We start from the raw sequence: 26,158 nt of genomic DNA on the forward strand, positions 1-26,158 counted from the left end.
ATACACTATTAAACACATTGAAAACAAAGGATTTAATACCAATGAAAGATAATAATAGCATAGCAGACTTTTCCAACCACACACCAATGATGCAGCAATACCTCAAAGTCAAAACAGACTATCCACATGCGCTATTGTTCTACCGTATGGGCGACTTTTACGAATTATTCTTTGAAGATGCCCATCAAGCAGCTAAACTTTTAGGTATTACCCTCACCCATCGTGGCAAAGCCAATGGCGAACCAATCCCAATGGCAGGTGTGCCCTATCATGCTGCTGAGGGTTATCTTGCCCGTCTGGTTAAAGCAGGCCGCACCGTTGCCATTTGTGAACAGGTTGGTGAAGGCGAGAACGCAGGTTCTCGCGGTAAAGCACCTATGGAACGTAAGGTTGTTCGCATTCTCACTCCAGGCACATTGACTGATGATGCATTACTTAGCAGTTATCAGTCTTCAAATCTCGTTGCTTTATGTATTCAACAAAATCAAATTGGGTTTGCATTACTTGATTTGAGCGCGGGTATTTTTAAAGTTCAACAACAAGACTATAAGCCAGAACAATTAGCGATTGAGCTAGCTCGTTTAATGCCGAGTGAAATCCTGATTGATGAAGACCTGATTGACCAAAACATCATTGAACAGATTAAGAAAAATCTGGAATGTCCAATTACCAAACGTCCAAACGTTGATTTTAACTTAAATAATGCACAAAAGACCTTATGTGACCAGTTTGCAGTTTCGACCTTGTCAGGTTTTGGATTGGACCCAATTCCACTGGCAAAAGCAGCGGCGGCGGCATTAATCCATTATGCCAAAGAAACCCAAAAAACAGCCTTGCCGCATATTCGCTCCATTCAGATTGAGCAAAGTACCGACTTTATTGCACTTGACCCAATTACACGCCGCAATCTGGAAATTATTGAGCCTTTGTTTGATCATGGCACATCACTGTTTCAACTGATTAATGACTGCCAAACCGCAATGGGTGGTCGTTTACTAAGCCGAACGCTGATGCAGCCGATTCGTGATACTGCTATATTAGATGCTCGATTAGATGCCTCAGAGCAATTATTAAAAGGGTTTCATGAGTCTCCTGTACGTTTAGTATTAAAAGAAATTGGTGATATTGAACGGGTACTGAGCCGTGTTGCTCTGGGTAGTGCACGTCCACGCGATTTAGTTCAACTGCGTCAAGCATGTGCACAAATTCCATTTTTACGACACGCTTTAACACCTGTTTTAAAAACACAGCAATCCAGATTATTGACTCAACTTGATCAGGAACTTGGCGATTTTAAGAGCCTACACCAACATTTAATGGCGGCGATTGTTGAGAACCCACCTGTGCTGTTGCGTGATGGTAATGTCATTGCTGAGGGTTATGATGATGAGCTGGATGAGTTACGCAAAATTCGTGATCATGCTGGGCAGTTCCTGATTGACCTTGAGATTAAGGAACGTCAACGGACAGGCATCAATACCCTAAAAATCGGCTATAACCGTGTCAGTGGTTATTATATTGAGTTGACACGCGTTCAGGCCGAGCAGGCACCTGCCGATTATATTCGCCGTCAAACCTTAAAAAATGCCGAGCGTTATATCACTCCAGAGCTCAAGAGCTTTGAGGACAAGGTACTTTCGAGCGAATCCCGTGCATTAGCGCGTGAAAAACTCCTATTTGAATCATTGCTGGATGAGTTACGCCAAAATATTGCCCATCTACAAATGATGAGTGCAGCAATTGCCCATATTGATGTTCTCGCCAATTTTGCCCATCAGGCACGTCTCAATAACTGGGCTCGACCTGAATTTACCCCAGAAACCAGTATCAAAATTCAGGGTGGTCGCCATCCTGTGGTTGAAGCCTTAAATAAGACACCTTTTACACCAAATGATACATTCCTTGATTCCCAGCATCGTATGGCCATTATCACGGGGCCAAACATGGGTGGTAAATCAACGTTCATGCGTCAAACAGCACTGATTAGTCTACTTGCCTACTGCGGCAGTTTTGTTCCAGCCAAATCAGCAAAATTAGGTTCGATTGACCGTATCTTTACCCGTATTGGTTCTGCTGATGACCTTTCTACAGGCAAATCTACTTTTATGGTGGAAATGACTGAAACCTCACAAATTTTACATCATGCAACCAGTCAATCTTTGGTGCTGATGGATGAAGTGGGTCGTGGTACGAGTACTTATGATGGTCTCTCTTTAGCTTGGGCATGTGTGCTTGACTTGACCAAACGTGTGAAATGCCTGTGCCTGTTTGCAACACATTATTTTGAATTAACTGAACTGGGTGGTGAAGCAGGTATTGATAACTATCATGTTACGGCGCAGGAATTAAACGGCAATCTAATCTTGCTGCATAAGGTTCAGCATGGCCCAGCGAGTCAGAGTCATGGTTTGCAGGTGGCAAAACTGGCGGGTATTCCAGCCAATGTGATTAAAGAAGCACAAAAACGTTTAAAGATTCTGGAAAAACAACAGCACCAGCATTTGCAAAATACTGTACAGACTGATTTATTCAGTGCAATTGACAATAAAATCGAAACTCACTTTGTTGAGCGCATCATTGAAGTGCAAGCCCATTCACCTGCACTGGAGTTGTTACAAAACATTGATGTCGATGAATTAACCCCACGTCAGGCACTTGAACAGCTTTATCAATTAAAGGCATTATCTAAGACAGCTCAAACAGTTGAGAGCTAATCCATCAAAATGTCACGTGGAGATAAATCTGCCTACACAGCAAAACATAAAAGATAGGCGAAGCATATTGAGGAAAACGAACTGGATCAAGGGCGCTAAGATGCTGAACGTATAGCCTGGGCAACGGTCAATAAACAAGATGGTGATGGTGGGCTAAAGAAAAAGCATAAATAAGTCGATTAACCTTGTTGTTGAGACTTATTATCAACAAAAGTCATATAAATAAGTCCATTTCATTGATACGAATAATAAATATCAATAAAAGGAATTGTTTCTATCGGTCTTTTTTGCCTAAAATACGCTATTCAAAATGAAAACCATATTTTTTAGGTAGCTGCCGCCATGACGTTTGTTGTCACCGAAAATTGTATTAAATGTAAGTATCAAGATTGTGTTGAAGTTTGTCCTGTAGACTGCTTCTATGAGGGGCCAAACTTCCTTGTGATCAATCCAGATGAATGTATTGACTGCGCATTGTGTGAACCTGAATGTCCAGCAAATGCGATTTTCTCGGAAGATGAACTACCAGAAGGTCAGGAAGTGTTTATTGAGCTGAATGCTGAACTATCTGAAAAATGGGCAGGTAATAACATCACTCAAATTGGTGAACAACCTGCCGATCGTGAAGAATGGAATGGCAAGCCAAATAAATTGCAATATTTAGAAAAATAATCATAGAAAAGACCAGTATTAACTGGTCTTTTTTTATACTCGAATCACACATTTCTTTGCAATTGCATCATTATTCATGCGCTATTTTGCATTAAAATGATACACATATCGTTTGTGAAATTTCTTTTTTATGATTCAAAATAAATTACAGGGTCTTTTTTCATTTTTTATCATCCCTGTGATGATGGTTGCTTGTGTCAGCTCAACCACCAAAGTGCCCCAAAATAACAACATCGGAAAAAGAATTTATATTCCTCAGGAACAGGTCACCATTACCCGCCCTATTCCCAATAAGATTGAACCTGCCTCTTATCGCATCTGGCTCAATCAGGACGAGAACTATGCACGCGTTCGTGAATATGAGCAGTTTTTAACACGCAACAATCTGGCACATATTATTCCAAGTTTTGAATTACTGCGTACCGCACGGGACTGGCAAAAATGTGGGCGCTCTGAATATATGGTGCCTAACCGTGAGTTATGGAACAACTCACTTTCAACCTTGCGTGTGTTTAAGTACCTGATTGCAGCCAAAATTTTGACAGATTTTGAAGTGACTTCGGTTTACCGTGATCTTCCCCTGAATCAATGCGCTGGCGGAGCCAGCTCGTCCAGACATTTATTCAACTCAGCCATTGATTTCCGTATTGGTCCTGAATTTCCTCAACCACAGGATTATGCTTTTATTGAGCAAAGCAAATTCAAGCTTTGCCAGTTCTGGGCACAGCATGGTCAAGGTCTCAATCTGGGTATTGGTCTATATAGCTCAGGGCAAATCCATATTGACACACAGGGTTATCGAACATGGGGGCCTGACCTAACCCGCAACAGTTCAATGTGTAATTTTTAGCGTCAGAAAAATGCTTTCTTTAAAGAAGCATTTTTATTTAATTGATGGTTTGTAATTGTAACTTACCTCAGTCAAGCATTTTATTTCGTTTAATTTTATTGATACAAGCAAAGATCATTTTATGGATCATCGTGGTGAGTTCCACTACATATAATATGTTCAATCATTAAACATAAATAAACTTTGATTTCTCATTTATCCCTAATCAAATTGCACTCTAGATATAAATGTTTAAAATGCAGCTAACAGATTTATAGGTAAACCTGATTATGCAACAGATGTGGACAGACATTGATGAATATATCAATTCACATTTAATTCCCACTGACCCAAAACTTCTACATGCATTAGACAATACCGATCAGCAGGGTTTTTCTAATCATCTGGCTGTTGCACCCAATCAAGGTATGTTTTTACAAATGCTGATTCAGATGAATCAGTGCAAGCGCGTGTTGGAACTGGGAACTTTTGCGGCTTATAGCACCATTTGGCTGGCAAAGGCCTTACCCGAAGATGGTTATCTACTGACCGTTGAAGGACGTGATACCCACGTCATCTTGGCGCAGGAAAACATTGATTATGCCAATATGCCCACCACGATCGAACTGAAAAAAGGTCGTGGTGCAGATGTGATGAAACAGCTTATTGCTGATGGCAGCGAAGCTTTTGATTTTATTTTTATTGATGCCGACAAACAAAGTTATCCTGAATATCTGGAGTTAAGTTTACAACTGTCCCATTCTGGCACCATTATCGTACTGGATAATGTCATTCGTGCAGGTGCAATTCTGGATGAAAACAATAAAAAACCAAGCATTGAAGGTATTCGGGATGCCTTTACGGCATTAAAAGATCATCCAAAGCTTTTATCCTGTACAGCCCTACAAACTGTGGGGTCAAAAGGCCATGATGGTTTTGCAATTGCGATTGTGAAATAGAGATTAAAAAACAACCTGAAATTTTTAATTATTTAATATCAATTACTTATATTTATACACAATGTTTTTCCATATAGTTATCCACAGTATTTGCGGATAACTAGTAGAGGGTCTATTAACACTTCACAGATGCTTGCGACAGCGATCATTTTTTAGGCGGAACAAGGCATGTATTGTGAAATTTAGTCATTCTAAATGAACAAGACATAACGCAGTAACGACAAAAAATGCTCCTGTCCCGTAGGGTTATGGCTAAAATATCCACAAACTTCGTTATGAAACTTGACAAGGGTCGCGCCATTGCCTACGTTTCATGCCTTGTTTGAGTCATTTTAGCCTATAACGCAATGCATGGCTGAAGTGTAATAGACCCTCTTATAAAAATGAATTACTTAGCCACAAGCAAAGGCACATTGGCATTACGGAAAATTGTGGTGGTAATGCTACCCAAAAAGAATTGATGGATTTTACTGTGGCTGAAAGCCCCCAGCACAATCAACTGAATCTTATGCTCTGCCTGATATTCAAGAATATTTTGTGCCACATCTCCATAACGGTAGACAGGTACAACCTCTATACCAGCATCCTTTAAATACTTTTCAGGTTCGGTCAGCATTTCAGGATGATCACCAACATAAAGTAAGTGACATTGCAGTGTTTTCAATAAATCACTTTGGGCAATGCGTTGCAGCATTTTTTGACAGGTCGGTGAATACTCATAAGCGAAAATAAAACGTTTCGGTGCTTCAAAATGCTCGCCTACTGTAATCACTGTACAGTTTGCACCACGAATAAAGTTTTCTACGTTACTGCCAATCGGCTTATTCTTCTCGGCCGCCCGTTCACCCACACGCCCAATAATGACAACATCATTCTCTTTTAGAATATTAAAGCTCTGTTCAAGAAAATCGCCCTTTTCCTGAATCTTGGTACTGGTTAAACCATATCGTTTTTCAATCAGTTCAGAAATGTGTTTCAGTAAATTATTGCTGTAGTCGAGCGCGAGTTCGCTTTGCTTTTGCTCAAGCTCTGCCAACTCCTTGAGCAGCATCGCATTACTTTCAAAACCAATGACACCGCTGATTTCACCTAAATGATAGCTTGCTGGATAATAGTCTAGGATTTGCAACAGTACTAATTCTCTTTGCGTTTGCTTCGCCACCCATGCGGCTGCTTCAGCGACCGCCTCGATACAAGGTGAAGAATCAATACATGCAATGACACGGTTCATGTTCGCCTCTCTTTAGGTCTAACACCTTAGGTCTTGTACTTGTTTTTAACTTAACACAGATAAAACCAGGATAGGTTAAATTTATGTATCGAATCTTCTGAACTTTTTCATGCTATTTTCTTATTTTCGATAACGGATCAAGCGAGCTGGATTACCTGCAACAATGGCATGCTTTTCAATGTCTTTAGTCACCATACTGTTCATTCCAATGACGGCATGATCTCCTATTTTTACACCATCTTTAATCCCAACATGCGCCCCCAGCCAAACATCCTGTCCAATCTCAATGCCTTTTGAAGTCACTGCCTGTTGGTAAATCGGACGTTCTAAATCCATACCATGATCGAAAGCATATAAATGGCTATACGCTGCGATACGCACCTGATCATGCAGTTTAATGCCTGCACGTCCACCATCTAAAATACAGTGGTGGTTAATTGCTACCTCATTGCCAATCTGCAACGGTCCATGCAAAGTACAATCCGCCGCAATAAAGGTGTTGTCACCAATGCTGATCTTACGACCACGCTCTGCAAAAATATGGGCTAAAGGAGAAATGAAACAGTTCTCTCCAATCTCTACCGTTTCCATTTCCAGCAGGTAGGCTTGATATTCCGCCTGCCATTGTTCCGCCCATTCCCGATGTTTGGGTTTCAATGACCAATATAGCCAAGGCATATAATTTAAACGATGTTTATGCTGCTCCCGATACTTTAATAATGGATCAGTCATCTACAGATTCCTCAACAATCTTAACCTGCTCACGTCCTCTCGTCAGGTCCTGAAGTTTATGCCTGAGTGGTTCAATTTGCTGAACTTGTACACGCGCCTCAATCATCACCCCATTTTCAGTATAGCTTTCCTGATATTCAATCTGTTGCTGCATCAACTCATACTGGATAATCGCCCATTCATTAAACAGGCAGGCAAACTGTATTGCTTTTTTCTCAATTAGCTCAATTTTCTCAGCCAATAGCAAACATTGTCCAGCACAGCCACCATAAGCCCGTACCAGTCCACCTGTGCCCAGCTTGATTCCGCCATACCAACGGTTAACCATGACAATCACATTGGTTAAATCATTGCCCTCTATGGTTGCCAGAATAGGACGACCTGCTGTTCCAGAGGGTTCATCATCATCATTAAAGCGTACATGGTGTCCAATCTTCCATGCCCAGCATTGATGGGTGGTTGATGTATCTTTAGTCTGCTCTAAAAAGGCTTTGACCTGTTGTTCATTTTCAACAACCGCAGCAATCGCCTGAAAACGACTTTTTTTAATTTCTTCTTCAAAAGTAATCGTATGAGCAATGGTGAATGGCATAAAAATCTAGATAAAAGCAAAAAAGAAATTATATCAATTTTTGTAGATGAGAGAGGTATCTCCAATTCGGAAAAGAATACATGTTTACTTTTTAATGATAACTTATAAAAAAGAACCCGCAAGTTCTTTAGGATATAAACAACTGTTCAAATTTAAACCACAAAATCGTCACCCAAATACACTTTACGCACCTGCTCATTATCCAGAATTTCCTGTGGAGTGCCTTCAGCAATCACCGATCCTTCACTCACGATATAAGCCTTTTCACAAATGGCCAAAGTCTCACGCACATTATGGTCGGTAATCAACACCCCAATCCCACGTTCTTTTAGGGTTTGGATAATATCCTTAATATCACCCACGGAAATCGGGTCAACCCCTGCAAATGGCTCATCCAGCAGCATAAATTTTGGATCGGCAGCCAATGCACGTGCAATTTCAGCCCGACGGCGTTCACCACCAGAAACACTCATACCCAGTGAATCCTTAATATGATTGATCTTAAAATCATTCAAAAGCTCAGTCAGGCGTTGCTGGCGCTGCTGCTTATTCAGGCCCTTACGTGTCTCCAAAATTGCCATAATATTTTCAGCAATGGTCAGCTTTCTAAAGATAGACGCTTCCTGAGGTAAATAGCCAATTCCCTTACGCGCCCGCTCATGCATAGCCAGATCGGACAGGTCAAGGTCATCGAGGTGAATCTCGCCCTTGTCCATACGCACCAGACCAACAACCATATAGAAGCTGGTGGTTTTTCCCGCACCATTCGGCCCAAGCAGTCCGACAATCTGACCACTTTGCATGGTAAAAGAAACATCTTTCACAACCCAGCGCTTGCTATAATTTTTCGCCAAATACTTAATGCACAATGTCTGTGGTTGCTGACCTGACTGTTCCATTAATCACGTGCCCCTGGAAAGCTTTTTGAACTTGATGGTGGAATGATAATCTGAATACGATTAGATGATGAACCCTGCGCCTCAACATCGCCCTTGTTCATACTGTATTTCAACCTGTTGCCGCGAATACTGGAACCATCCTGATAGAGATAGGCATTACCAGTCAACGTGATAATCCCTGTGTCTGCGTTGTAGACAATATTCTGCGCCTCACCGCGTGCCAACCCCTTGTTGGCTTCTATTTGCTGCTGGAACTTGGCAGGTTTGCCTTTGGCGGTAATGGTCTGAATCTCGTTTTTACTGTTCAGTGTGGCAACCAGTGAGTCCGCCTGAAGCTTCATGGTGCCCTGTTCGATCACCACATTGCCCGTATAAGTGGTAATACCCGTTTTACTATTATAAGTCGCGTTTTCAGCCGCCAGAGAAAGTGGTTGGTTACGGTCTGACGGTAAAGCAAAACTTGAGGCAGAAGAGAGTGCAACCACCGCAACACAAGCCACCTGTTTCAGGAAAGATGAACGATACTGGGTATTAAGGTTTTGGCGCATACTTTCCTCGAACTTTGAAAAATTCATATTGACCCTGATTGAGGTCTGCTTTTAGTCCCTGACTCACAAACTCAGCCGTTGGTGACTGCACAATGACCTGATGCTGCGTTTCCAGTTGTCTGGTTTTCGGATAGCCTGTGAGTTCATCCGTATGAAACTCCATTTTACCCTGTTCAGATAATTGTGTCGCAACCACGTCTCCAGTCAGGACTACTTTGCTATTGTCATCGTAACCATTTGCCTGTTTGGCAAAAAAGGTCGCATCAGGCTTGCCCTGTTTGTACATCACCGCATTGAGCTGATCAAGCTGTGATGTTTTCTGTTGCATATCCTGTTGCAACTGCTTGATTTCGGCACGAATATATAAATTCCCCTGCTCATCTGTTTGCGTAAGATGAACGCCCTGTGCTGAATATGTCATATTTTTAGCTGAATCAACTTCCAGCTTTTTTGCCTTGCCGCTGTAATAGTAATAGCCGCCACTGATCGCAGCAACAATTACAGCAACAACATATAAAACCTTGGTATCCATAAACAGGGTGCCCTAACCTTGGGGGAGTTTAATACTGATATTAATGTGGTACAGTCAGGTATTTTGCAAGTAGCTCTTGGTAAACACCTTTTGCCATCAGCAACATATCACAGGCCTCACGTACTGCCCCACGTCCACCCATCGCTTGGGTGACCAGATTTGCACGGCGACGCACTTCCTCATGGCCATTGGGCACGGTAATGCTCATACCTGCAATTGCAAACGCAGACAGGTCAGGCCAGTCATCGCCCATATAGACACAGTCCTCAGGCAGGATATTGAGCTGTGCACAGGCTTCACGCAATGCCACACCCTTATCCTCACGTCCCTGAAACACCAGATCCACACCCAAGTCAGACATGCGCTTTTCAACAATCTGGCTTTTACGTCCAGTGATGATAATCACTTTCATGCCTGCCTGCTGCACCAACTTCATTCCCAAGCCATCACGGATATCGAAAGACTTGACTTCATCACCTGAGTTGGTCAAGGTCACAAAACCATCGCTTAGAATACCATCCACATCCAGCACCAGTGCCTGTAAATGACGCGCTTGCTCTAAAAGTGCATACGATGCCATGACTTAACTCACTCCCGCTTCAATCAGATCATGCATGCTAATTACCCCAATTACCTTATGGGCATCATCAACAACAACAAATTGGTTAATCTTTTTCTCATTCATTTTTTCCAACACTTTGACAGCACGAACTTCCTGCGAAATTGTCATCGGGTTTTTGGTCATCACCGCAGAAACAGGCAGGTTAATGTCAAAACCCTGTTGATGGTCAATCATACGACGTAAGTCACCATCGGTGAAAATACCTAACAGAATGTCATTTTCATCCACCACCGTGGTTAAACCCAGACGCTTTTCGGTAATCTCAAACAGGGTTTTATTCATCGGCGTATCAGGGGTTACCTTTGGCAACTCTGCACCTGTGTGCATTAAATGTTTCACATGCAGAAGCAAACGCTTACCCAGCGCACCCGCAGGATGGGAACGGGCAAAATCATCTGCGGTAAAGCCTCGTGCTTCCAGCAACGCAACCGCTAAAGCATCCCCTAGAACCAGTGTTGCGGTGGTACTTGATGTAGGCGCCAATCCCAGTGGGCATGCTTCATCTGCCGCACCCAGCGTCAGGGCAATATCAGCATTCTGTGGCATTGGTCCCTTGTCATCACGGCTAATGGTGATTAAAGGCACTTCCAAGTGTTTAATCAGTGGCATCAGCATCATAATTTCATCACTCTTGCCCGAGTTTGAAATTGCAATCAGTACATCACCGCGCACCAGCATGCCCAGATCACCATGCCCTGCCTCACCAGGATGCATAAAGAATGAGGGTGTACCTGTGGAGGCAAAGGTTGCCGCCATTTTGCGGCCAATATGACCAGATTTACCCATTCCTGTAACAACCACACGCCCCTTGCATTGCAAAATCACTTCACAGGCGCGGTCAAAGCGTTCATCAATTTGTGTTGCAAGTACTTCTATCGCTTGTTGTTCAATGCGCAAAGTTTCCAGCGCACTTTTTTGGAAATTTATCGTTTGTGACATGCAGGTTTAACTCAAAATAATATGCGATCTACTGGAGGTAGATGATTGTAATCAAAAGAATGATCGAGATTCTAGCATAACTAGAAGTTATACACGTTTCTAAAATGTGTAAGATTTTTGGGAAAATGGAGAAAAATAAAGATCAATGAACCGCAAACTCCAGACGCTGATCGCTACACACTACAACCCATGTTTCAAGAACAGGGATAACACCCCATCCCAAACAACATAATCATTAAAATTGATCTGGTCCATTATTTTTTGCCCGATAACTTTATGAAATACAATGCATACGTTATGATGAATAACGATTTTTGTAGAGTGTTTGAAAACCCTTATGCAACCTTTTGTTCTATATAATTCTGAGCAACGTAAAAAAGTTGAATTTGTGCCACGCAAAGAGGGACAAATCGATATGTATGTCTGTGGTATGACGGTTTACGATTATTGTCATATTGGACACGCTCGGGTTATGGTTGCATTTGACTACATCATTCGCTTTTTGCGTAGTCAGGGCTGGAAAGTTCGCTATATCCGTAATATCACTGATATTGATGACAAGATCATTGCCCGTGCCAATGAAAATGGTGAAACCATCCAGCAACTCACTGCACGCTTTATTGATGCAATGAATGAGGATGCAGCCAACCTTGGCTGTGTGCTACCCGATGAAGCACCCAAAGCGACCGAATATATTGACCAGATGCAAAGCATGATTGCTACGCTGGTGGATAATGGCACAGCCTACCCTGCTGCCAACGGTGATGTTTATTTTGAAGTGACCAAGTTTGACAAATACGGTCGCTTGTCGGGCCGTAAGCTTGAGGATATGCAGGCGGGCGCATCTGAACGTGTCGATGTCGAAGTTGAAAAGAAACATCCTTTTGATTTTGTCCTTTGGAAACACGCCAAGGAAAATGAACCTGCATGGGCTTCACCTTGGGGCAATGGCCGTCCAGGCTGGCATATTGAATGTTCAGCGATGTCCACCTGCTGTCTGGGTAATCATTTCGATATTCATGGTGGTGGTTCGGACCTGATGTTCCCACACCATGAAAATGAAATTGCCCAAAGTGAGGCTTCAACAGGCGAACAGTATGTGAATTACTGGATGCATGTGGGTTTCATTAATGTCGATGGTGAGAAAATGTCGAAGTCCTTAGGCAACTTCTTTACCATTCGTGATGTAATGGAAAAATTCCATCCAGAAGTGATCCGTTACTTTATTGTGTCATCACACTACCGTAGTCCAGTCAACTTCTCTGACTTTGCCTTGAAAGAGGCGAAAACCGCACTCAGCCGTTTTTATCATTCATTTAAAGCCTACCAGCAAATGTATGGGCAAAAAACAGTTGAGACTTTAGAGCAAGGTTTTGTTAAACGTTTTAATGCCGCAATGCGGGATGACTTTAATACTGCGGAAACAATGGCAGTTTTATTTGAGCTAAATAAAGAGTTAAACCGTGCTGTTAAGGAAGAAACTGCTGAACAGGCAACTGTCCTCTACTCAACCTTACGCTATTTAACCAATATTCTTGGCTTGGTTCAGCATGATGTAGATGAGTTTTTAAAATCGGATATTGGTCAGGAAGCACTCTCCCTTTCTGACACAGAAATTGAAAACTTTATCCAGCAACGTGTTGATGCTAAAAAAGCCAAAGACTTTGCTCAGGCAGATGCCATTCGACAGTCTTTATTGGATCAGGGTGTTGTGCTTGAGGATACCCGTCAGGGAACTATTTGGCGACGTGCTGATTAAATCAACACTTAGCAACATAGAGAGTTGACAGTTTGATTAAACTCTCTATAATGCGACCTATTGCGGGAATAGCTCAGTTGGTAGAGCATAACCTTGCCAAGGTTGGGGTCGCGAGTTCGAGTCTCGTTTCCCGCTCCAGAATTTTAAAAGCCTCAGTCGAAAGATTGGGGCTTTTTTTGTTGATTTTAAATAGTATTATTATTTATCAGAATTTCTGATACTTAAAAAAGCAAGTTAACAGAACATTACATTTAAAATTGGTGACCAAATGGTGACCAAAAAGTGACTCTATTTTTTTACGCGCTACTTTCTAAGTTGGCCGAATCTGTATGACCAAGCCCCTATCATGTAATTACACAAAAAATTATTGATTATCTATTTTATTATTCATCATCGGTATCTCTATTATTTGACTGCGCTAACAAATCATTAGTCCGCTCAAATATAAATAACTCCCCAACCTGTATATCTAAAAAATCACATACCCGATCAATAGTATCAAAATCTATTCGTGTCAAATCTCCATTATAAAGCTTATGCAATGTGGTTTTATTAATACCAGTACCACGGATAAGATCTGCTACCCTCATCCTTCTTTCAGCCAAAAGAGTTGGAAGTTTACAAATAATCACAATAAATTCCTCTAATCCGATTACTTTTTCATTGCATTTGAGCAATTTTAGAGTTAATTTATCTTCAAGGATGTAATTTATCTCCACATCCGATGAAGTTTTACAGGAATATCATTATGACATACACCTATATGACAGCCCAACAGTTGGCTGAAAAAATTCATTACGACCCACGTACCATCCGTAACCAACTTAAGGACAGTATTTTCCTTGAGGGCATTCATTACATCCGCCCATTCGGTGGACGCAAAATTTTGTTTGTATGGGAACGTATCGAAGAAGATATGTTGAAATTCACCAGCCTAGGGCTAACCACTTTGCAATAAGGAGTCCTGCATATGGCGAATATTCAAGAACGTTATGGAAAGCTCGTTGTCGACTTCCGCTATCAAGGTGTACGGTGCAGAGAAACAACCAATCTCGAAGATACGGCCCAAAACCGTAAACTTTTAAAGAAACGTTTAGAACAGCTTGAAGCAGAAATTACTTTAGGGACTTTCGAGTATGCAAAGTATTTTCCTAAAAGCAAACGAGTTGCACAGTTTAGTGAGATACAGCAACGTAAAGCTGTACTGAGCTCATCAACACCCCTATTTAAGGATTTTGCGCATATTTGGTTTGATGAGAAAAAAATTGAATGGCGCAGTTCCTACCAGGAAAAGGTACTGATTATTTTAAATAATTATTTGATCCCTGCATTAGGCCATCAGTGCTTAGATCAGATAAAGAAGCCAGACTTGCTTGAATTCCGTTCCTCTCTCGGCAAAGTGAATTACGGTTTAAAACAAGCAAGCCTGAAGGCATCCCGAATCAATCAGATCATGACACCTTTACGTATGATACTTAATGAAGCAGCGGAACGATACAACTTTGTTTCGCCTTATAAAAATATTAAGAATCTCAAGGAAAGTCGCATTGACGTTACACCTTTTACCCTACAAGAGGTGCAAAAGATCATAGAGACTGTGCGTGATGACTTTAAACCGTACTACACCGTTCGCTTCTTCACAGGTATGCGTACCAGTGAAATCGATGGTCTACGTTGGCAAAACGTGAATTTTCAACGGCGTGAGATCTATATCAAAGAAGCATTAGTCAACGGCAAACTTGGTGATACCAAAACCTTTGGATCAGACCGTGGCATTCAAATGAGTGAGCGTGTGTATCAAGCACTCTTAGAACAAAAGAAAATGGTCAAGAACCGCTCTGAATTCGTTTTTTCTATGCGAAATGGCAACCCATTGGACTATCGCTTAGTGAATCGACGCGTATGGCATCCATTATTAAGATTTTTAGGTTTGAAAAGTCGTCGTGCATATCAAACACGGCATACTGCAGCGACATTGTGGCTCTCAGCTGGTGAAAATCCGGAATGGATTGCCAAACAACTAGGACATTCTACGACTGAAATGCTGTTTCGTGTTTACAGTCGCTATGTTCCTAATATTACCCGTCGTGATGGCAGTGCTTTTGAGCTGATGCTAGAAAAGCTCAATGAGATGGAGAATGAATATGACTAAATCATTCTTTGGTGGGGTTGTGGTGTCACAGGAAGTTGATGCAATTGCACGTGAGCTGATTGAGGAGTTTCAAATTCCCAAACTGCACAACCTCGCTTTCATGCTCAACGTCAACAAATGTTTTAATGATCATCAGGCTTTAAGGCTTTGGTTACAACGACAATTGGATGATGGGCAAGCCAATTATGCAAATTTGGCAATGAAAGCCCGCCTTTACTTAACCAATCTTGCTTACACATAAATCAAAAAACTAAGGTCATCTAATTGATGACCTTAGCCCTTTTACACCAATTAAAAGGTAGAAAACAAATAAGAGTTTTTCGTTTGGAAACCTGTCGACATCGGTGATCTCCAATAAAAAGATGATGATCTTTTGGAGAGAAGAAAAGATTTATATTTTTAAAAATTCAAAATGGATTTAGGAGAATAAACATGAATCCTTTGTTTAAAACACTCCAAATTCCAACAGAAGCAACGAAAACAGTATGCCCTATACACCAAATACCTGTAATGGAAATTGCTGGTCATAAGCTCTGCAAATTATGTGCAAAAGAAACTATACATCAATCGCAGATCGCTTATGAAGCTGAATTACAACAGTGCTTACTACAACAAAAAATCAAAAATTCAGGTCTAAATAAACGCTATCTAGACTGTGGTTTTAAAAATTATGTGATTTCATGTCCCCAACAAGACAATGCCATCCAACTATGCCAAGCCTTTGCACAACAGATTATTTCAAATCTGCATCCAAACCTTTTGCTCATCGGGACACCAGGTATTGGTAAAACACATCTGAGTGCATCAGTCATTCGTAACATTCTGCACAATACTAGACGATCTGCACGCTACACGACCAGTGCAGATATTGCCCAAAGAATGATGGACACATGGGCTGATACTGCCCATTCTGAAAATGAAGTGATCAAGCACTTTTCTAGCTTTGATTTACTGGTTATCGATGAATACGTTGACCGCTGCGATGTTAGATCGGTTGCTGCATCACTGTCATGTGGTACAAATATCGGGTGAGAGTTATCGTTTGAAGGATAAAAAAAGAATTGGGATTCAGCCCCATGTTGAAATTTAATACGAGATCAAAGGGGTCAATTTTACTTTGCCATTTGTAAGGTAAAAGGGGTCAATTTTAGAATGCCGTTGACAATGGCGAACTTTAAGGTTCGAGTACTAGATATAGCATTAAACCAGATCAATGAACTGACTGATATCACAGCTTCTTACGAACAACACAAAGTAGGGCGTACGATTAGTGGTTTCTCTTTTTCATTCAAACCTAAGCAACCTGTGGATGCAATTACGCATAATAAACCTAAGAAATTGACAGATAAACAGATTCAATTCTTTGCTAACAAGCTAGCTCACCATGATCCATTTGCAAGCAAAAAAGCTGCAGTAGGGGAAAGCTATGCTGATCTAGAGAAAAGGCTTCTGATTGAACTACAAGATGTCGGTTTGTCAGAAAGTATGCTGGGGTTCTCAAAGAGTTAGGCCTCGAGGTATGATATGCAACTAGATTAGTTGTTATATAGAACTAATCTAGTTTTGTAATAATTTCAATTTGATTGCAAAGAATTAAGCGGCAGATAACTCATCTGCCAACTGCTCTGCCTGTTCCAAGACAGTCTCTGTTGCAAGCAAAGCCATATCAGGTGGATAGCCATACTTCTTGAGTAATCGCTTCACGATGACTCGTAGCTTCGCTCTCGCAGATTCCTTAACAGTCCAATCCAAAGTTACATTCTTACGAATAGACTCAGTCAGAACAACAGCAAGTTCGCGCAGGATCTCCAGAGGTGGTCCCACTTGTTTGAACAACTAAAAGCGTATTTATAAGTGATATTCCGCTCTAGTTAAGCCACCTTGTTTTGTTGGGGTAGCTGATCATAGTAAAACTCATTTGGTGTCATTTTGTCTAGACTCGAATGAGGTCGTTTCAAATTATAAAACTCAAAATATGCACTTAATTGCTTTTTCGCATCTGTGACACTGCTATAAGCTTTGAGATACACCTCTTCATATTTAACGCTCCGCCATAATCGTTCAACCATCACATTATCTACCCATCGACCTTTACCATCCATACTGATTTGAATGCCATTTGATTTCAATACATCAATAAATGCATCACTGGTGAACTGACTGCCTTGGTCTGTATTCAATATTTCAGGTGATCCATATTTTTCAATCGCTTCATTTAAAACCGAAATACAAAAATCCACCTCCATACTAATCGATACCCTATGCGCAAGTACCTTGCGGCTATGCCAATCAATCACAGCACATAAATAAACAAAGCCTTTTGCCATAGGGATATACGTTATATCCGTAGACCACACTTGATTACTGCGCTGAATAGCCAACCCTTTGAGCAGATATGGATATTTACGGTGAGCTTGATTAGCCTGGCTTAAATTTGGTTTGCAATATAACGCCTGAATACCCATTTTCTTCATTAAAGTACGTGTATGACGTCGTCCTATATGATGCCCTTGACGATTCAACAAATCACGCATCATACGACTGCCTGCAAAAGGATATTGCATATGTAATTCATCAATACATCGCATCAGCTTCAGATCTGATGAGCTAACAGGTTTTGGGCGATAATAATAACAACCACGGGAGACTTTCAGCAGCTTAGCTTGCTTAGATACTGAAATCTGAAGTGAGTCGTCGATTAACTTTTGTGGTTGAAGCGGCCCAGTTTCTTCAACACACCTTCTAAAAAATCAATTTCTAATGCCTGCTCACCGATTTTTGCATGTAACTTTTTAAGATCAATGGGGGGTTCTGATGGAGCTTTTGATTGATCGAAAGCTTGCGAGGAAGCTGAGATCAATTGATTTTTCCAGTCAATAATTTGGTTTTGATGAACATCAAACTCAGCACTCAATTCAGCAAGTGTTTTTTCTGCTTTAATCGCAGCAAGTGCTACCTTAGCTTTAAAATCATTTGAATGATTTCTTCTTGGTCTACGTGCCATAAAATACTCCATATATTGATGTTTATAACATCATTTGAGGAGCAGAATATCACTTATAGGAGTTGTTCAAATTTACGGATCCATCTCTCTCCTTCTGCATTAACTCTCTAGCACTGTCATTGTCTGCAACTGCTGAATAGAACGCATATTCATATTCAGTCAGGTTGAGTTCCTCTGCCATTTTGTCTGACTCTTGGATTGCCTTAGCCAACTTGATGAGTTCATCAATCACTTCGGCTGCAGTCAGTACCTTGTTCTGATAGCCGTTGATCGCAGAGCTCAGCATCTCCATGAGCTTTTTACCTTGCGTGACACTGCGCTGCTCTCGCATCTTGATCTCATCACTTAGGAGCTTCTTGAGTGTCTCAAGGGCAATGTTCTTGTGCTTGTAGCCTTTCATCTCCTGCATAAACTCATCTGAAAGAATTGAGATATCAGGTTTCTGAATCCCTGCAGCATCAAAGATGTCGACCACCTGTTCAGTCACCAGTGCCTGGTCAATGGTCTGTTTGACCTTGGCTTCTAATTCAGCATTGCTCAGTCCTGAGATTTTGCCTGAACCATCACTGAACTTGGCCAGTCGTGCTTTCACAGCCTGAAAGAATGCAACCACTGGCGCTGCTTCCATCGCATTTGGATGAGGTACAGCTAATGCAAATGCCTGTGACATCGCTGATACTGCATTGAGGAATCGTGTCTTACCTTCACCCTGGTCCACACCGAGGATGTGTTCCTCAGCTTCAAGAATGATGTTCAGCTTACGAGAGGTATCTGCTGTGAAGTATTCCTGGTAATTGAAGCCATGCATAATGCCATCAAGGACTTCGAGCTTCTCTTGCAGGATGGTTGCAGCTTCGTCTTGAACCAGTGCAGGATCACCCTTACCACCTGCCTCAGAGTAGAATGACAGAGCCTCTTTCAGATCTGAGGCAATACCGAGGTAATCCACTACCAAGCCACCCATCTTGTCCTTGTAGACGCGGTTTACTCGTGCAATCGCTTGCATGAGGTTATGGCCTTTCATTGGTTTGTCGATGTAAAGCGTGTGCATACTCGGAGCATCGAAACCAGTCAGCCACATATCCCGAACAATCACGAGCTTCAGCTTGTCGTCATTGTCCTTCATACGGTTAACGAGCAATCTGGCATTTTTGCTGGTGATGACGGCTACCAAATCAATGTTAAAAATAACACGGATCTAAAAGGTGCAATAATTACCTCTACGCAACAAGCAGAAGATCTAAAGAAAAATAGGCTTGATACAGGGACTTTGACTTATTCAAACATTCAAAATGAAAGTGAATATGATGCCAAAGGTATCAGTTTAAGTGCAGGATTAAACGCAGGAAGAACTGATTCAACAGGACAAAAACAGCCGAATACAGTGCCTTCATCGGCAGGTGAAATCGATCAACATGCATCAAGTATTACAGGTGTAAGTAAGTCGATTGGTTTTGGTTTAGACAGTGATAAAGATAGTAGTGTGACTCGAAGTGGAGTCAATACTTCAAATATTACGATACGAGAAACAATTCGTCAGGAAGAGCTGACAGGTAAAACAGCAGAGCAAATCAAATCTGAAATTTTAACGGATGTAACGACTGATACAGCACGAGAAAATAGTGGTACGCTGAAGAACAACTTTGATAAAGAAAAAGTTCAAAGTGAAATTAATTTACAGATGGATGTGACGAAGAAGTTTGATGCGAATCGTCAGGAAGTACGTACGGAAATTAATAAAAGGTTAGATGAAGCTAAAAAAGCCAAAGAAGCAGGCACACTGAGTGAAATTGAGTTTAACAAGAAACAGCAACAACTTCAGACCTTAGGCATATTGGTAGATAGTATTTCAGCGGGCTTGTCAGCACCAACAACAAGTGGATTGGGCATAGCGGCAGCTACATTAAGCCCTGCAGCAAGTCACGAGATTGGTCAATACTTTAAATCTAATGATGCGGAAGGAAGTGCAGCGCATATTTTAGCGCACACTGTGTTGGGTGCAGCAGTTGCAGCAGCAGGTGGCAACGATGCATTGCTTGGGGGAGTTTCTGCAGGTGGAGCAGAAAAGGTAGCTCCTTTACTTTCAAGCTATTTGTATGGCAAAGAGGCAAAAGATTTAACTGCAGATGAAAAATCTACTATTAGTTCAATCACTGGTTTAGTTGCATCTGGTATAGGTGTAAGTACTGGTGATGTGGCTTCTACAGTGCAAAGCGGGCAATTGGCTCAGAATGCAGTAGAAAATAATAATATGGATATTCCATTCCCTATTAATCAGGAGTGGGGGAAAGGAGCTCAGTCATTAGCTGAAAACTTACATGAAAAAAATTATAGTAATGAGGAACTTCTAAAAGCGTTAGATAGCTATACACGTGGAACTTTACCAGATAATGCAGACATCATTAAGCATGGAGGTAAAGCATGGCTTAATCTTATTGCAAGTGCTATTCCAGTATCTGGAGGATATAGAGTTTATCAAGGTGGGAAGTGGATATTTTTTTCGCTATCACAGACAAAAAAATTAAATGAGGCTGCAAAGGCTGCTGGGTTTAACGGAGCAATTTCAGGTACTATCTCAGCCGTATCAGGTGATGATAAAGAAGGTATTATGGCTAATACAGTCGCGGGTGCTGGATTTGGTAGTGTTTCATCAATTTTTAAGCCATTACAAACGCTTAAGGGGCAAGTTGTTGGAGGAAGTTTGACTAATGTGGGTGCTCAAAGTATAGCTAACATATATAGAGAATATAATGGGAAAGAGTCATTAGAACTTAATAAATCTAATGCAGTTGCTGCAGGGCTAATTAGTGGTGGAGCTAAAAAATTAGAAGGACTTGGGATTAAAAGTTGGCAACCTGTAGTTATTGGCTCTTCTGCTAGTATTAATGCTGTTACGTCTGGTAATAACCCGTATAAGGATGTAAATAAAAGGATTGAATCTGATAAATCACAAAAGGATAAGACAAAGTGAATAGTATTTTATTTGAAAAGACTAACTACTATAACACTCAAAATAAAAGACGTGAGTTTGATGGTAATATAATTTTATATATAAGTCTTAGCGTATTATCTTTTGTATTGGGGTTTTTTGTAATTAAATACCTAAGAGTAGATGAGTTTTCTTTTAATGAAAAATCGTTTGATTATATGCTTCAATTAGTAGTCGCACTATATTTTATGTTATATATTCCAATAGCTTATTGGTTTAAGATTTTTTTATACTCTAAATCTATAATAACAATAAAATATAGAGACGACTGCCTAGAAATTCAAACTTTTTTCTTACATAGAAAAATAGAAAACTTTGAACTTTTTTTAGGAGCTGAAATGTATGCTCAAAATATAAATTTTTTATGGTTTAGGGGCAATAAATATTTAGAGCATGAAGAGCCTCTTTTTGTCAATAGTGGTGAAAATTATACGATTCACGATATAGACCGGAACAAATATTATCTAATTACTTTGGCAAAAAAAGAAAGTGAAATTTAATTTTCTCTAAAATTAACCATGAATTAGAGAAAAGAAATTCAGTTGAAAAAAGATGACTGCGTTGATAAGTGAGTTACCACACAAACTATTCAACCAGCCATCCTATGTTCGAGTTTACAAGTTTATTCTGCACAATTGATGATTTTTTTCAAAAAAATGAAGCGGTCTATTGGCAGTATCTAAAACAAGAAAATCCTAAAGTCAGACAGCGATCAGGTGTTCTATGCTTATCTGAAATTATCTTTATCGCAGTTTGGTATAAAAACTCTCAACTTCATCATTTCAAAGCCTTTTATGGAATGATAAAGCGCTTTCACTCCAAGCTTTTTAAAGGCTTGCCGTCCTATCAGAGGATCGTGTATTTGATCAACCAACATCAACTCGCACTTCAAGCATTACATATTTCTTTAGCTTCCAATGCTCAAACAACGTAAGCGTCCGCTGAACACACCTTATGAATTCATCCTATAAGCCTTAATTTAGTCCCCACTTAAAAACAAGTGGGGACTAAAATTTATGACTACAAATCACCAGACATCCATCGCATCTCTTGCGAAAAAACGAAGAACATACAGTGCTGAATTTAAACAGCAGATCGTTCAGGCGTGTAAAGCACTGGACGTTTCAATTGCTTCGGTCGCTTTGCAACATGGATTGAATACAAATCTTGCATCCAAATGGATTCGCTTAATTGATGGTAAGCCTGGGAATGATCGCTCACCACTACCGAATAAACCTGCATTTATTGCCTTATCCTGCTCTGCACCATTAGATCCTACTCCTACTGACATGTTAACGGTTCAAATTACTTTACCCCACTCAAAAGCAGAAATTGGCTTGAAATGGCAAGTATCAGAAATATCTGCTTTAGCAGAATTACTCAAGGCACTTGCAACATGATCCGCATTGATGAAATCTGGCTTTCTACCCAACCTCTGGATATGCGAGCAGGAATGGATACTGTCATGGCTCAGGTGGTGAGAGCCTTTGGCTACATCAAACCGCATTGCGCCTACCTGTTCTGTAATAAACGTGGTCATCGTATGAAAGTGTTGGTACATGATGGACTGGGCATCTGGCTGTGTGCCCGGCGTTTGGAACAGGGTAAATTTCACTGGGCTCAAGTTCACCAAGGTGAAACCGTGGCCCTCAGCCCGGAACAGTTACAGGCACTGATCCAAGGTTTGCCCTGGCAGCGCATTGGACGACAGCAGGTGGTGACGATGCTTTAAACCAGGCTGTTCCATTCTGCTATTCTCCAAACGTTCTATTTCCTCTGCGTCATGACCTCAGGCATACTGAGGTCATGAATACGCTGCCTGACTTAAGCCAACTGACCCATGAACAACTGCTGGAATTTACCAGACAGTTGGCAATGCAGCATCAGTCTCTGGCACAATCAAATCAAGAATTAGAAAAATCAAACCAACAATTAGATACCAAAGTTCAGCATCTTGAAGTATCCAATCAGCAATTAGATGCTCAAGTTCAACATCTTTCTATTCTCAACCAAAAATACGAGCATGAACTGGCGCTGTTTAAAAAGCACAAATTCGGCAGTAAAAACGAACATCTCACCGCAAAACAAATCCATCTCTGGGATGAAGCGGTCGAAGAAGATATTGCCGCTGTTGATCTAGAATTAGAACGATTAAATGCAGATAAAACCGATGCAGCGACACAGAAAGCCACAGTCAACAAACCTAAACGTCGACTGCTGCCCGATCATCTACACACCATCCGTATTGAGCATGAACCTGCATCAACCCAATGCAGTTGTGGCTGCCAGTTACGTCGTATCGGCGAAGATATCAGTGAAAAACTGCATTTCAGACCGGCACAGTTCTACAAGGAACAGCATGTCCGTGGCAAATGGGTCTGTGATCAGTGCGACACTCTGACTCAGCAAGCGATGCCTGCCTATGTGATTGATAAAGGCATTGCTTCACCTGAATTGCTCAGCCATGTGTTGGTATCGAAGTATGCCGATCATTTGCCGCTGTACCGTCAGCGCCTGATCTATCAGCGGGCTGGCATTGATCTGTCCAGATCCACGTTATCTGACTGGATAGGTCGCTGCGGTGTAGAACTGGAGCCTCTGGCCAATGCCTTAAAAGAGGTGGTGCTGCAACAGCAGGTGCTGCATGCAGATGAAACACCAGTCACCATTATGCGGATGGGTGATGATGAGAAAAAACCGAAGAAAGGTTATGTCTGGGCCTATGCCACTACACAGTACAATCCAGTTCAAGCGGTGATCTATGACTTTCAGGATAGCCGTTCAGGTCAGCATGCAGAAGCGTTCCTGAATGGCTGGCAGGGCCATCTGGTCTGTGATGATTACAGTGGTTATAAAGCACGCTTTAAATCAGGCGATGTCATTGAGGTGGGCTGCATGGCGCATGCACGTCGTAAATTCCATGAGCTACATGTGACTGGGAAAAGTCAGATCGCTGAACAGGCATTACTGATGATTCAGAAACTGTATGCGATAGAAGCAGAACTCAGGAAAAAGACCGATAGTACAGCAGAACACCGCCGCGAATACCGACAACAGCACAGCCAACCGGTGATGCAACAACTGTATGAATGGCTTAACCAACATCAACTGACTGTGCCATCGAGTTCTCCAACCGCCAAGGCCATCAATTACACGCTGAAGCGTTGGCCAGCCTTAAGCCGCTATCTGGATGATGGCAATTTGCCTATAGATAATAACTGGATTGAAAATCAGATGCGCCCCTGGGCGTTGGGACGTAAGAACTGGCTGTTTGCTGGCTCGCTGCGCAGTGGTCAGCGAGCAGCCAATATCATGACTTTAATCCAGTCAGCAAAGCTGAATGGGCTGGATCCGTATGCCTATCTCAGTGATGTGCTGAAAAGGCTGCCGACGCATAAAGCGACCCAAATAGAAGAATTACTGCCACATCGCTGGAAATCCAACTCAAATTAAAAAATAGGCATGGGGTTCAGCGGACGCTTACTTTTATTCACCCATTATGAAGAAATAAAAATGGGAATAGCAACTCTATTCCCATCCTAAAAAATTATTAAATTAGATTATTGAATTTGATAGCATTGTTTAAGCTTCAAATAGTCATAATAAAAGCTATTTGTACGGTATCTTGCATAATCACAAGCGGGTTTAAATAAGGTTTCTTTTTCATTGTAAAACATTTTTACCAAAGTGCTGCCTTGCGCATTTTGATAGATATCCCACTGTAAATTTGCTGCCATAGGTGATACCAACTCACCTCTCCATGCACTATTTGTATAGTTATAGGTTTGGCGTAATGGCAAAGTTTGCATCATGTTATACAACTCTAAAGTCGTCGCAAGTGGAATAATGATTTCAGCATGCGCAAAACGTAAAACTGCACGATGTGATTGTTGTTTATCGACAACCGCGTCGACCTGCTTAAACAGATCTTGTTTCAATCCCTGTGCAATTGCACTGGTGACTTGATTCGACTCGCTAAAACTTGGCCCTTTTTCATAGAAATCATTGGCATCATTGAATTCTGCATAGAACTTTGCTGCATCTTCAGGCATATATTTATCAAAATCGACACCTTTGAGTTCACTCTGCATACCTCCCATGATTGAATAAAGCTCATATAAATACGCGGCTGCATCCACAGCACTAGTAATGCTATTTTTACCCTTACCTTTTTCAGTAATGGTTTCACCTTTCGGTGCGACTACGCTATATGAACCATTATTGCTAAAGGTATAAGTCTCATTCGTCCCTAGTTTTTGAATAAACTCAGTTTTGAAAATTGGTTTAAGCACTTGCATTGCAACCGTTTCAGCCCGTATATCACCTGCCAGCGCTTTCAGTTTTTGAGCCAAATCATGATCTTCTTCGGCAAATTTCTGGTAAGCCCGGCTCGCATCATAAACGGCTTTTTCTTGCTCAGATAAAGATTGAGTTAAATCTTGATCTGCCGTTAACTTATGGAAATAAAGCTTGAAGCGATCTACGCCACCATCTTCAACTGTTGGCACACTTTCACTGGCTAGGCTAGTATAAGAAATTGGTGTAATTTTATCTTTAAGTTTATGGTTTTGTTGAATAAGTTCATCAGTAAAAAACTTAGCACTATCCACGGCACGGTCAACACCTGAGCTCTGCACCAAAATAGATGACTGTTGGTTTTCTGCTGCTTTAAATAAACTCGGTAGACGTTGTAATAATCGATCAGCAATTCCCCTATGTTCTAATATCCCTGTCAGACTTACATTACCATAACCATATTGGCGAATACCTTCTACACCATAGCCTAACAGAATATTTGCTTTCATCATGCTTTGATGTGGGTCTAGGATTTTAGACCACGTCTATAAGTGATAATCTACTCCCCAATAAGCATGGGAAATGCTTGTTTTAGGAGTCAACCATGACACGAAGAAAACGTCGTAATCATTCAGCAGAGTTTAAAGTTAAAGTTGCTCTCGCAGCAATTAAAGGCGACCACACACTCG

General features: G+C 41.2%; 22 protein-coding genes, 1 tRNA gene and 9 pseudogenes. 19 read left to right on the forward strand and 13 right to left on the reverse strand.

Annotated elements, in window-relative coordinates; all coding sequences use genetic code 11:
* Window positions 1-41: 41 nt before the first annotated feature.
* From mutS to F988_RS03385, 5 genes and pseudogenes are all read left to right on the forward strand, one after another.
* Window positions 42-2,714 carry a DNA mismatch repair protein MutS gene (gene mutS, locus F988_RS03370; protein WP_004681052.1) on the forward strand — a complete coding sequence of 891 codons (2,673 nt, stop codon included), beginning with the start codon at window positions 42-44 and terminating at the stop codon, window positions 2,712-2,714.
* 9 nt (window positions 2,715-2,723) lie between these two features.
* Window positions 2,724-2,888, forward strand: a pseudogene (locus F988_RS15675) (hypothetical protein).
* Window positions 2,889-3,056: 168 nt separating this feature from the next.
* On the forward strand, window positions 3,057-3,386 hold the full coding sequence (gene fdxA, locus F988_RS03375; RefSeq protein WP_004639922.1) for a ferredoxin FdxA: 330 nt from the start codon (window positions 3,057-3,059) through the stop codon (window positions 3,384-3,386).
* A gap of 130 nt (window positions 3,387-3,516) precedes the next feature.
* Window positions 3,517-4,236 (forward strand): M15 family metallopeptidase domain-containing protein, encoded by a 720-nt coding sequence (locus F988_RS03380; RefSeq protein ID WP_004681055.1) that lies wholly within the window; start codon window positions 3,517-3,519, stop codon window positions 4,234-4,236.
* A gap of 269 nt (window positions 4,237-4,505) precedes the next feature.
* Window positions 4,506-5,174: an O-methyltransferase gene (locus F988_RS03385; RefSeq protein WP_004681058.1), complete on the forward strand. Its 669-nt coding sequence runs from the start codon at window positions 4,506-4,508 to the stop codon at window positions 5,172-5,174.
* 388 nt (window positions 5,175-5,562) lie between these two features.
* Here the strand turns inward: F988_RS03385 and F988_RS03390 are convergent, their stop codons facing one another.
* The 8 genes from F988_RS03390 to F988_RS03425 all read right to left on the reverse strand — a co-directional run bounded on the left by F988_RS03390 (window position 5,563) and on the right by F988_RS03425 (window position 11,269).
* Window positions 5,563-6,405 (reverse strand): universal stress protein, encoded by an 843-nt coding sequence (locus F988_RS03390; RefSeq protein ID WP_004681059.1) that lies wholly within the window; start codon window positions 6,403-6,405, stop codon window positions 5,563-5,565.
* Between the two features lie 120 nt (window positions 6,406-6,525).
* Complete coding sequence (locus F988_RS03395) at window positions 6,526-7,137, reverse strand: acyltransferase (RefSeq protein WP_004681060.1); 612 nt, start codon at window positions 7,135-7,137, stop codon at window positions 6,526-6,528.
* A complete protein-coding gene (locus F988_RS03400) occupies window positions 7,130-7,729 on the reverse strand; it encodes an IMPACT family protein (protein WP_004681062.1) in 600 nt (199 codons plus the stop codon). Before F988_RS03400 ends, F988_RS03395 begins: the two co-directional genes overlap by 8 nt.
* Before the next feature lie 152 nt (window positions 7,730-7,881).
* A complete protein-coding gene (gene lptB, locus F988_RS03405) occupies window positions 7,882-8,628 on the reverse strand; it encodes an LPS export ABC transporter ATP-binding protein (RefSeq protein WP_004681065.1) in 747 nt (248 codons plus the stop codon).
* On the reverse strand, window positions 8,628-9,176 hold the full coding sequence (lptA, locus tag F988_RS03410) for a lipopolysaccharide transport periplasmic protein LptA (RefSeq protein WP_004677976.1): 549 nt from the start codon (window positions 9,174-9,176) through the stop codon (window positions 8,628-8,630). The genes lptB and lptA overlap by 1 nt, the downstream gene beginning before the upstream one ends.
* Window positions 9,160-9,708, reverse strand: a complete 549-nt coding sequence (lptC, locus tag F988_RS03415) for an LPS export ABC transporter periplasmic protein LptC (protein WP_004677979.1) — start codon at window positions 9,706-9,708, stop codon at window positions 9,160-9,162. The genes lptA and lptC overlap by 17 nt, the downstream gene beginning before the upstream one ends.
* A 40-nt stretch (window positions 9,709-9,748) precedes the next feature.
* Window positions 9,749-10,288 (reverse strand): KdsC family phosphatase, encoded by a 540-nt coding sequence (locus F988_RS03420; protein WP_004677981.1) that lies wholly within the window; start codon window positions 10,286-10,288, stop codon window positions 9,749-9,751.
* Window positions 10,289-10,291: 3 nt separating this feature from the next.
* The gene (locus F988_RS03425; protein ID WP_004681067.1) at window positions 10,292-11,269 is read right to left on the reverse strand and encodes a KpsF/GutQ family sugar-phosphate isomerase; all 978 of its coding nucleotides are present in this window, start codon (window positions 11,267-11,269) and stop codon (window positions 10,292-10,294) included.
* Between the two features lie 337 nt (window positions 11,270-11,606).
* On the opposite strand from F988_RS03425, the gene cysS reads away from it, so the two are divergent.
* Together cysS and F988_RS03435 are read left to right on the forward strand one after the other, a co-directional pair.
* On the forward strand, window positions 11,607-13,028 hold the full coding sequence (cysS, locus tag F988_RS03430; protein WP_004681068.1) for a cysteine--tRNA ligase: 1,422 nt from the start codon (window positions 11,607-11,609) through the stop codon (window positions 13,026-13,028).
* 62 nt (window positions 13,029-13,090) lie between these two features.
* Window positions 13,091-13,166 (forward strand) — tRNA-Gly (locus tag F988_RS03435).
* Between the two features lie 245 nt (window positions 13,167-13,411).
* Here F988_RS03435 and F988_RS03440 read toward each other — a convergent pair.
* Window positions 13,412-13,660, reverse strand: a complete 249-nt coding sequence (locus F988_RS03440; protein WP_004644833.1) for a helix-turn-helix domain-containing protein — start codon at window positions 13,658-13,660, stop codon at window positions 13,412-13,414.
* Window positions 13,661-13,776: 116 nt separating this feature from the next.
* On the opposite strand from F988_RS03440, the gene F988_RS03445 reads away from it, so the two are divergent.
* The 6 genes and pseudogenes from F988_RS03445 to F988_RS03465 form a co-directional block, all read left to right on the forward strand.
* Window positions 13,777-13,986, forward strand: coding sequence for a hypothetical protein (locus F988_RS03445; protein ID WP_004644831.1), 210 nt, complete (start codon window positions 13,777-13,779; stop codon window positions 13,984-13,986).
* A 12-nt stretch (window positions 13,987-13,998) separates the two neighbouring features.
* Window positions 13,999-15,180, forward strand: a complete 1,182-nt coding sequence (locus F988_RS03450) for an Arm DNA-binding domain-containing protein (RefSeq protein WP_004644830.1) — start codon at window positions 13,999-14,001, stop codon at window positions 15,178-15,180.
* Entirely contained in the window at window positions 15,173-15,421 is a 249-nt protein-coding gene (locus tag F988_RS03455) for a hypothetical protein (RefSeq protein ID WP_004644829.1), read from the forward strand. Before F988_RS03450 ends, F988_RS03455 begins: the two co-directional genes overlap by 8 nt.
* Before the next feature lie 191 nt (window positions 15,422-15,612).
* Window positions 15,613-16,149: pseudogene (locus F988_RS15680) on the forward strand (DnaA ATPase domain-containing protein); the annotation flags it as partial.
* Window positions 16,148-16,270, forward strand: a pseudogene (locus F988_RS15685) (ATP-binding protein); the annotation flags it as partial. The pseudogenes F988_RS15680 and F988_RS15685, both read left to right, overlap by 2 nt.
* Before the next feature lie 74 nt (window positions 16,271-16,344).
* Window positions 16,345-16,703, forward strand: a pseudogene (locus F988_RS03465) (replication initiation protein RepM); the annotation flags it as partial.
* A 70-nt stretch (window positions 16,704-16,773) separates the two neighbouring features.
* On the opposite strand, the pseudogene F988_RS03470 reads toward F988_RS03465, so the two are convergent.
* The 3 genes and pseudogenes from F988_RS03470 to F988_RS03485 all read right to left on the reverse strand — a co-directional run.
* A pseudogene (locus F988_RS03470) lies at window positions 16,774-16,989 on the reverse strand (type I restriction enzyme endonuclease domain-containing protein); the annotation flags it as partial.
* Window positions 16,990-17,051: 62 nt separating this feature from the next.
* Window positions 17,052-18,196 (reverse strand): IS3-like element ISAba14 family transposase gene (locus tag F988_RS14320; protein WP_100834114.1). Its coding sequence is split into 2 segments (ribosomal slippage): window positions 17,052-17,932 and window positions 17,932-18,196, totalling 1,146 coding nucleotides; the frame shifts between segments, so codons are not numbered across the junction.
* A gap of 40 nt (window positions 18,197-18,236) precedes the next feature.
* Window positions 18,237-19,322 (reverse strand): annotated as a pseudogene (locus F988_RS03485) (type I restriction enzyme endonuclease domain-containing protein); the annotation flags it as partial.
* On the opposite strand from F988_RS03485, the pseudogene F988_RS15690 reads away from it, so the two are divergent.
* The 6 genes and pseudogenes from F988_RS15690 to tnpC form a co-directional block, all read left to right on the forward strand.
* Window positions 19,311-21,155 (forward strand): annotated as a pseudogene (locus F988_RS15690) (VENN motif pre-toxin domain-containing protein); the annotation flags it as partial. The pseudogenes F988_RS03485 and F988_RS15690 overlap by 12 nt on opposite strands.
* Window positions 21,152-21,673, forward strand: a complete 522-nt coding sequence (locus F988_RS03495) for a hypothetical protein (protein ID WP_004681077.1) — start codon at window positions 21,152-21,154, stop codon at window positions 21,671-21,673. The pseudogene F988_RS15690 and the gene F988_RS03495, both read left to right, overlap by 4 nt.
* A 104-nt stretch (window positions 21,674-21,777) precedes the next feature.
* Window positions 21,778-22,104, forward strand: a pseudogene (locus tag F988_RS03500) (IS982 family transposase); the annotation flags it as partial.
* An 85-nt stretch (window positions 22,105-22,189) separates the two neighbouring features.
* A complete protein-coding gene (locus tag F988_RS03505) occupies window positions 22,190-22,573 on the forward strand; it encodes a transposase (RefSeq protein WP_004681080.1) in 384 nt (127 codons plus the stop codon).
* Window positions 22,516-22,905, forward strand: coding sequence for an IS66 family insertion sequence element accessory protein TnpB (gene tnpB / locus F988_RS03510; RefSeq protein ID WP_141629349.1), 390 nt, complete (start codon window positions 22,516-22,518; stop codon window positions 22,903-22,905). Before F988_RS03505 ends, tnpB begins: the two co-directional genes overlap by 58 nt.
* A gap of 74 nt (window positions 22,906-22,979) precedes the next feature.
* The gene (gene tnpC / locus F988_RS03515) at window positions 22,980-24,626 is read left to right on the forward strand and encodes an IS66 family transposase (RefSeq protein ID WP_004681082.1); all 1,647 of its coding nucleotides are present in this window, start codon (window positions 22,980-22,982) and stop codon (window positions 24,624-24,626) included.
* A 107-nt stretch (window positions 24,627-24,733) separates the two neighbouring features.
* Here tnpC and F988_RS03520 read toward each other — a convergent pair.
* Window positions 24,734-25,987: pseudogene (locus tag F988_RS03520) on the reverse strand (histidine-type phosphatase); the annotation flags it as partial.
* Window positions 25,988-26,158: the final 171 nt, after the last annotated feature.

Origin of the sequence: Acinetobacter parvus DSM 16617 = CIP 108168, from assembly GCF_000368025.1 — a bacterium.
Lineage (GTDB): Bacteria > Pseudomonadota > Gammaproteobacteria > Pseudomonadales > Moraxellaceae > Acinetobacter > Acinetobacter parvus.

Bases quoted from the DNA above. Each gene is read 5' to 3' on its own strand.
- mutS (WP_004681052.1), top strand. From the start codon at position 42: ATGAAAGATAATAATAGCATAGCAGACTTTTCCAACCACACACCAATG.
- fdxA (WP_004639922.1), top strand. From the start codon at position 3,057: ATGACGTTTGTTGTCACCGAAAATTGTATTAAATGTAAGTATCAAGAT.
- F988_RS03380 (WP_004681055.1), top strand. From the start codon at position 3,517: ATGATTCAAAATAAATTACAGGGTCTTTTTTCATTTTTTATCATCCCT.
- F988_RS03385 (WP_004681058.1), top strand. From the start codon at position 4,506: ATGCAACAGATGTGGACAGACATTGATGAATATATCAATTCACATTTA.
- F988_RS03390 (WP_004681059.1), bottom strand. From the start codon at position 6,405: ATGAACCGTGTCATTGCATGTATTGATTCTTCACCTTGTATCGAGGCG.
- F988_RS03395 (WP_004681060.1), bottom strand. From the start codon at position 7,137: ATGACTGATCCATTATTAAAGTATCGGGAGCAGCATAAACATCGTTTA.
- F988_RS03400 (WP_004681062.1), bottom strand. From the start codon at position 7,729: ATGCCATTCACCATTGCTCATACGATTACTTTTGAAGAAGAAATTAAA.
- lptB (WP_004681065.1), bottom strand. From the start codon at position 8,628: ATGGAACAGTCAGGTCAGCAACCACAGACATTGTGCATTAAGTATTTG.
- lptA (WP_004677976.1), bottom strand. From the start codon at position 9,176: ATGCGCCAAAACCTTAATACCCAGTATCGTTCATCTTTCCTGAAACAG.
- lptC (WP_004677979.1), bottom strand. From the start codon at position 9,708: ATGGATACCAAGGTTTTATATGTTGTTGCTGTAATTGTTGCTGCGATC.
- F988_RS03420 (WP_004677981.1), bottom strand. From the start codon at position 10,288: ATGGCATCGTATGCACTTTTAGAGCAAGCGCGTCATTTACAGGCACTG.
- F988_RS03425 (WP_004681067.1), bottom strand. From the start codon at position 11,269: ATGTCACAAACGATAAATTTCCAAAAAAGTGCGCTGGAAACTTTGCGC.
- cysS (WP_004681068.1), top strand. From the start codon at position 11,607: ATGCAACCTTTTGTTCTATATAATTCTGAGCAACGTAAAAAAGTTGAA.
- F988_RS03445 (WP_004644831.1), top strand. From the start codon at position 13,777: ATGACATACACCTATATGACAGCCCAACAGTTGGCTGAAAAAATTCAT.
- F988_RS03450 (WP_004644830.1), top strand. From the start codon at position 13,999: ATGGCGAATATTCAAGAACGTTATGGAAAGCTCGTTGTCGACTTCCGC.
- F988_RS03455 (WP_004644829.1), top strand. From the start codon at position 15,173: ATGACTAAATCATTCTTTGGTGGGGTTGTGGTGTCACAGGAAGTTGAT.
- F988_RS03505 (WP_004681080.1), top strand. From the start codon at position 22,190: ATGACTACAAATCACCAGACATCCATCGCATCTCTTGCGAAAAAACGA.
- tnpB (WP_141629349.1), top strand. From the start codon at position 22,516: ATGGCAAGTATCAGAAATATCTGCTTTAGCAGAATTACTCAAGGCACT.
- tnpC (WP_004681082.1), top strand. From the start codon at position 22,980: ATGAATACGCTGCCTGACTTAAGCCAACTGACCCATGAACAACTGCTG.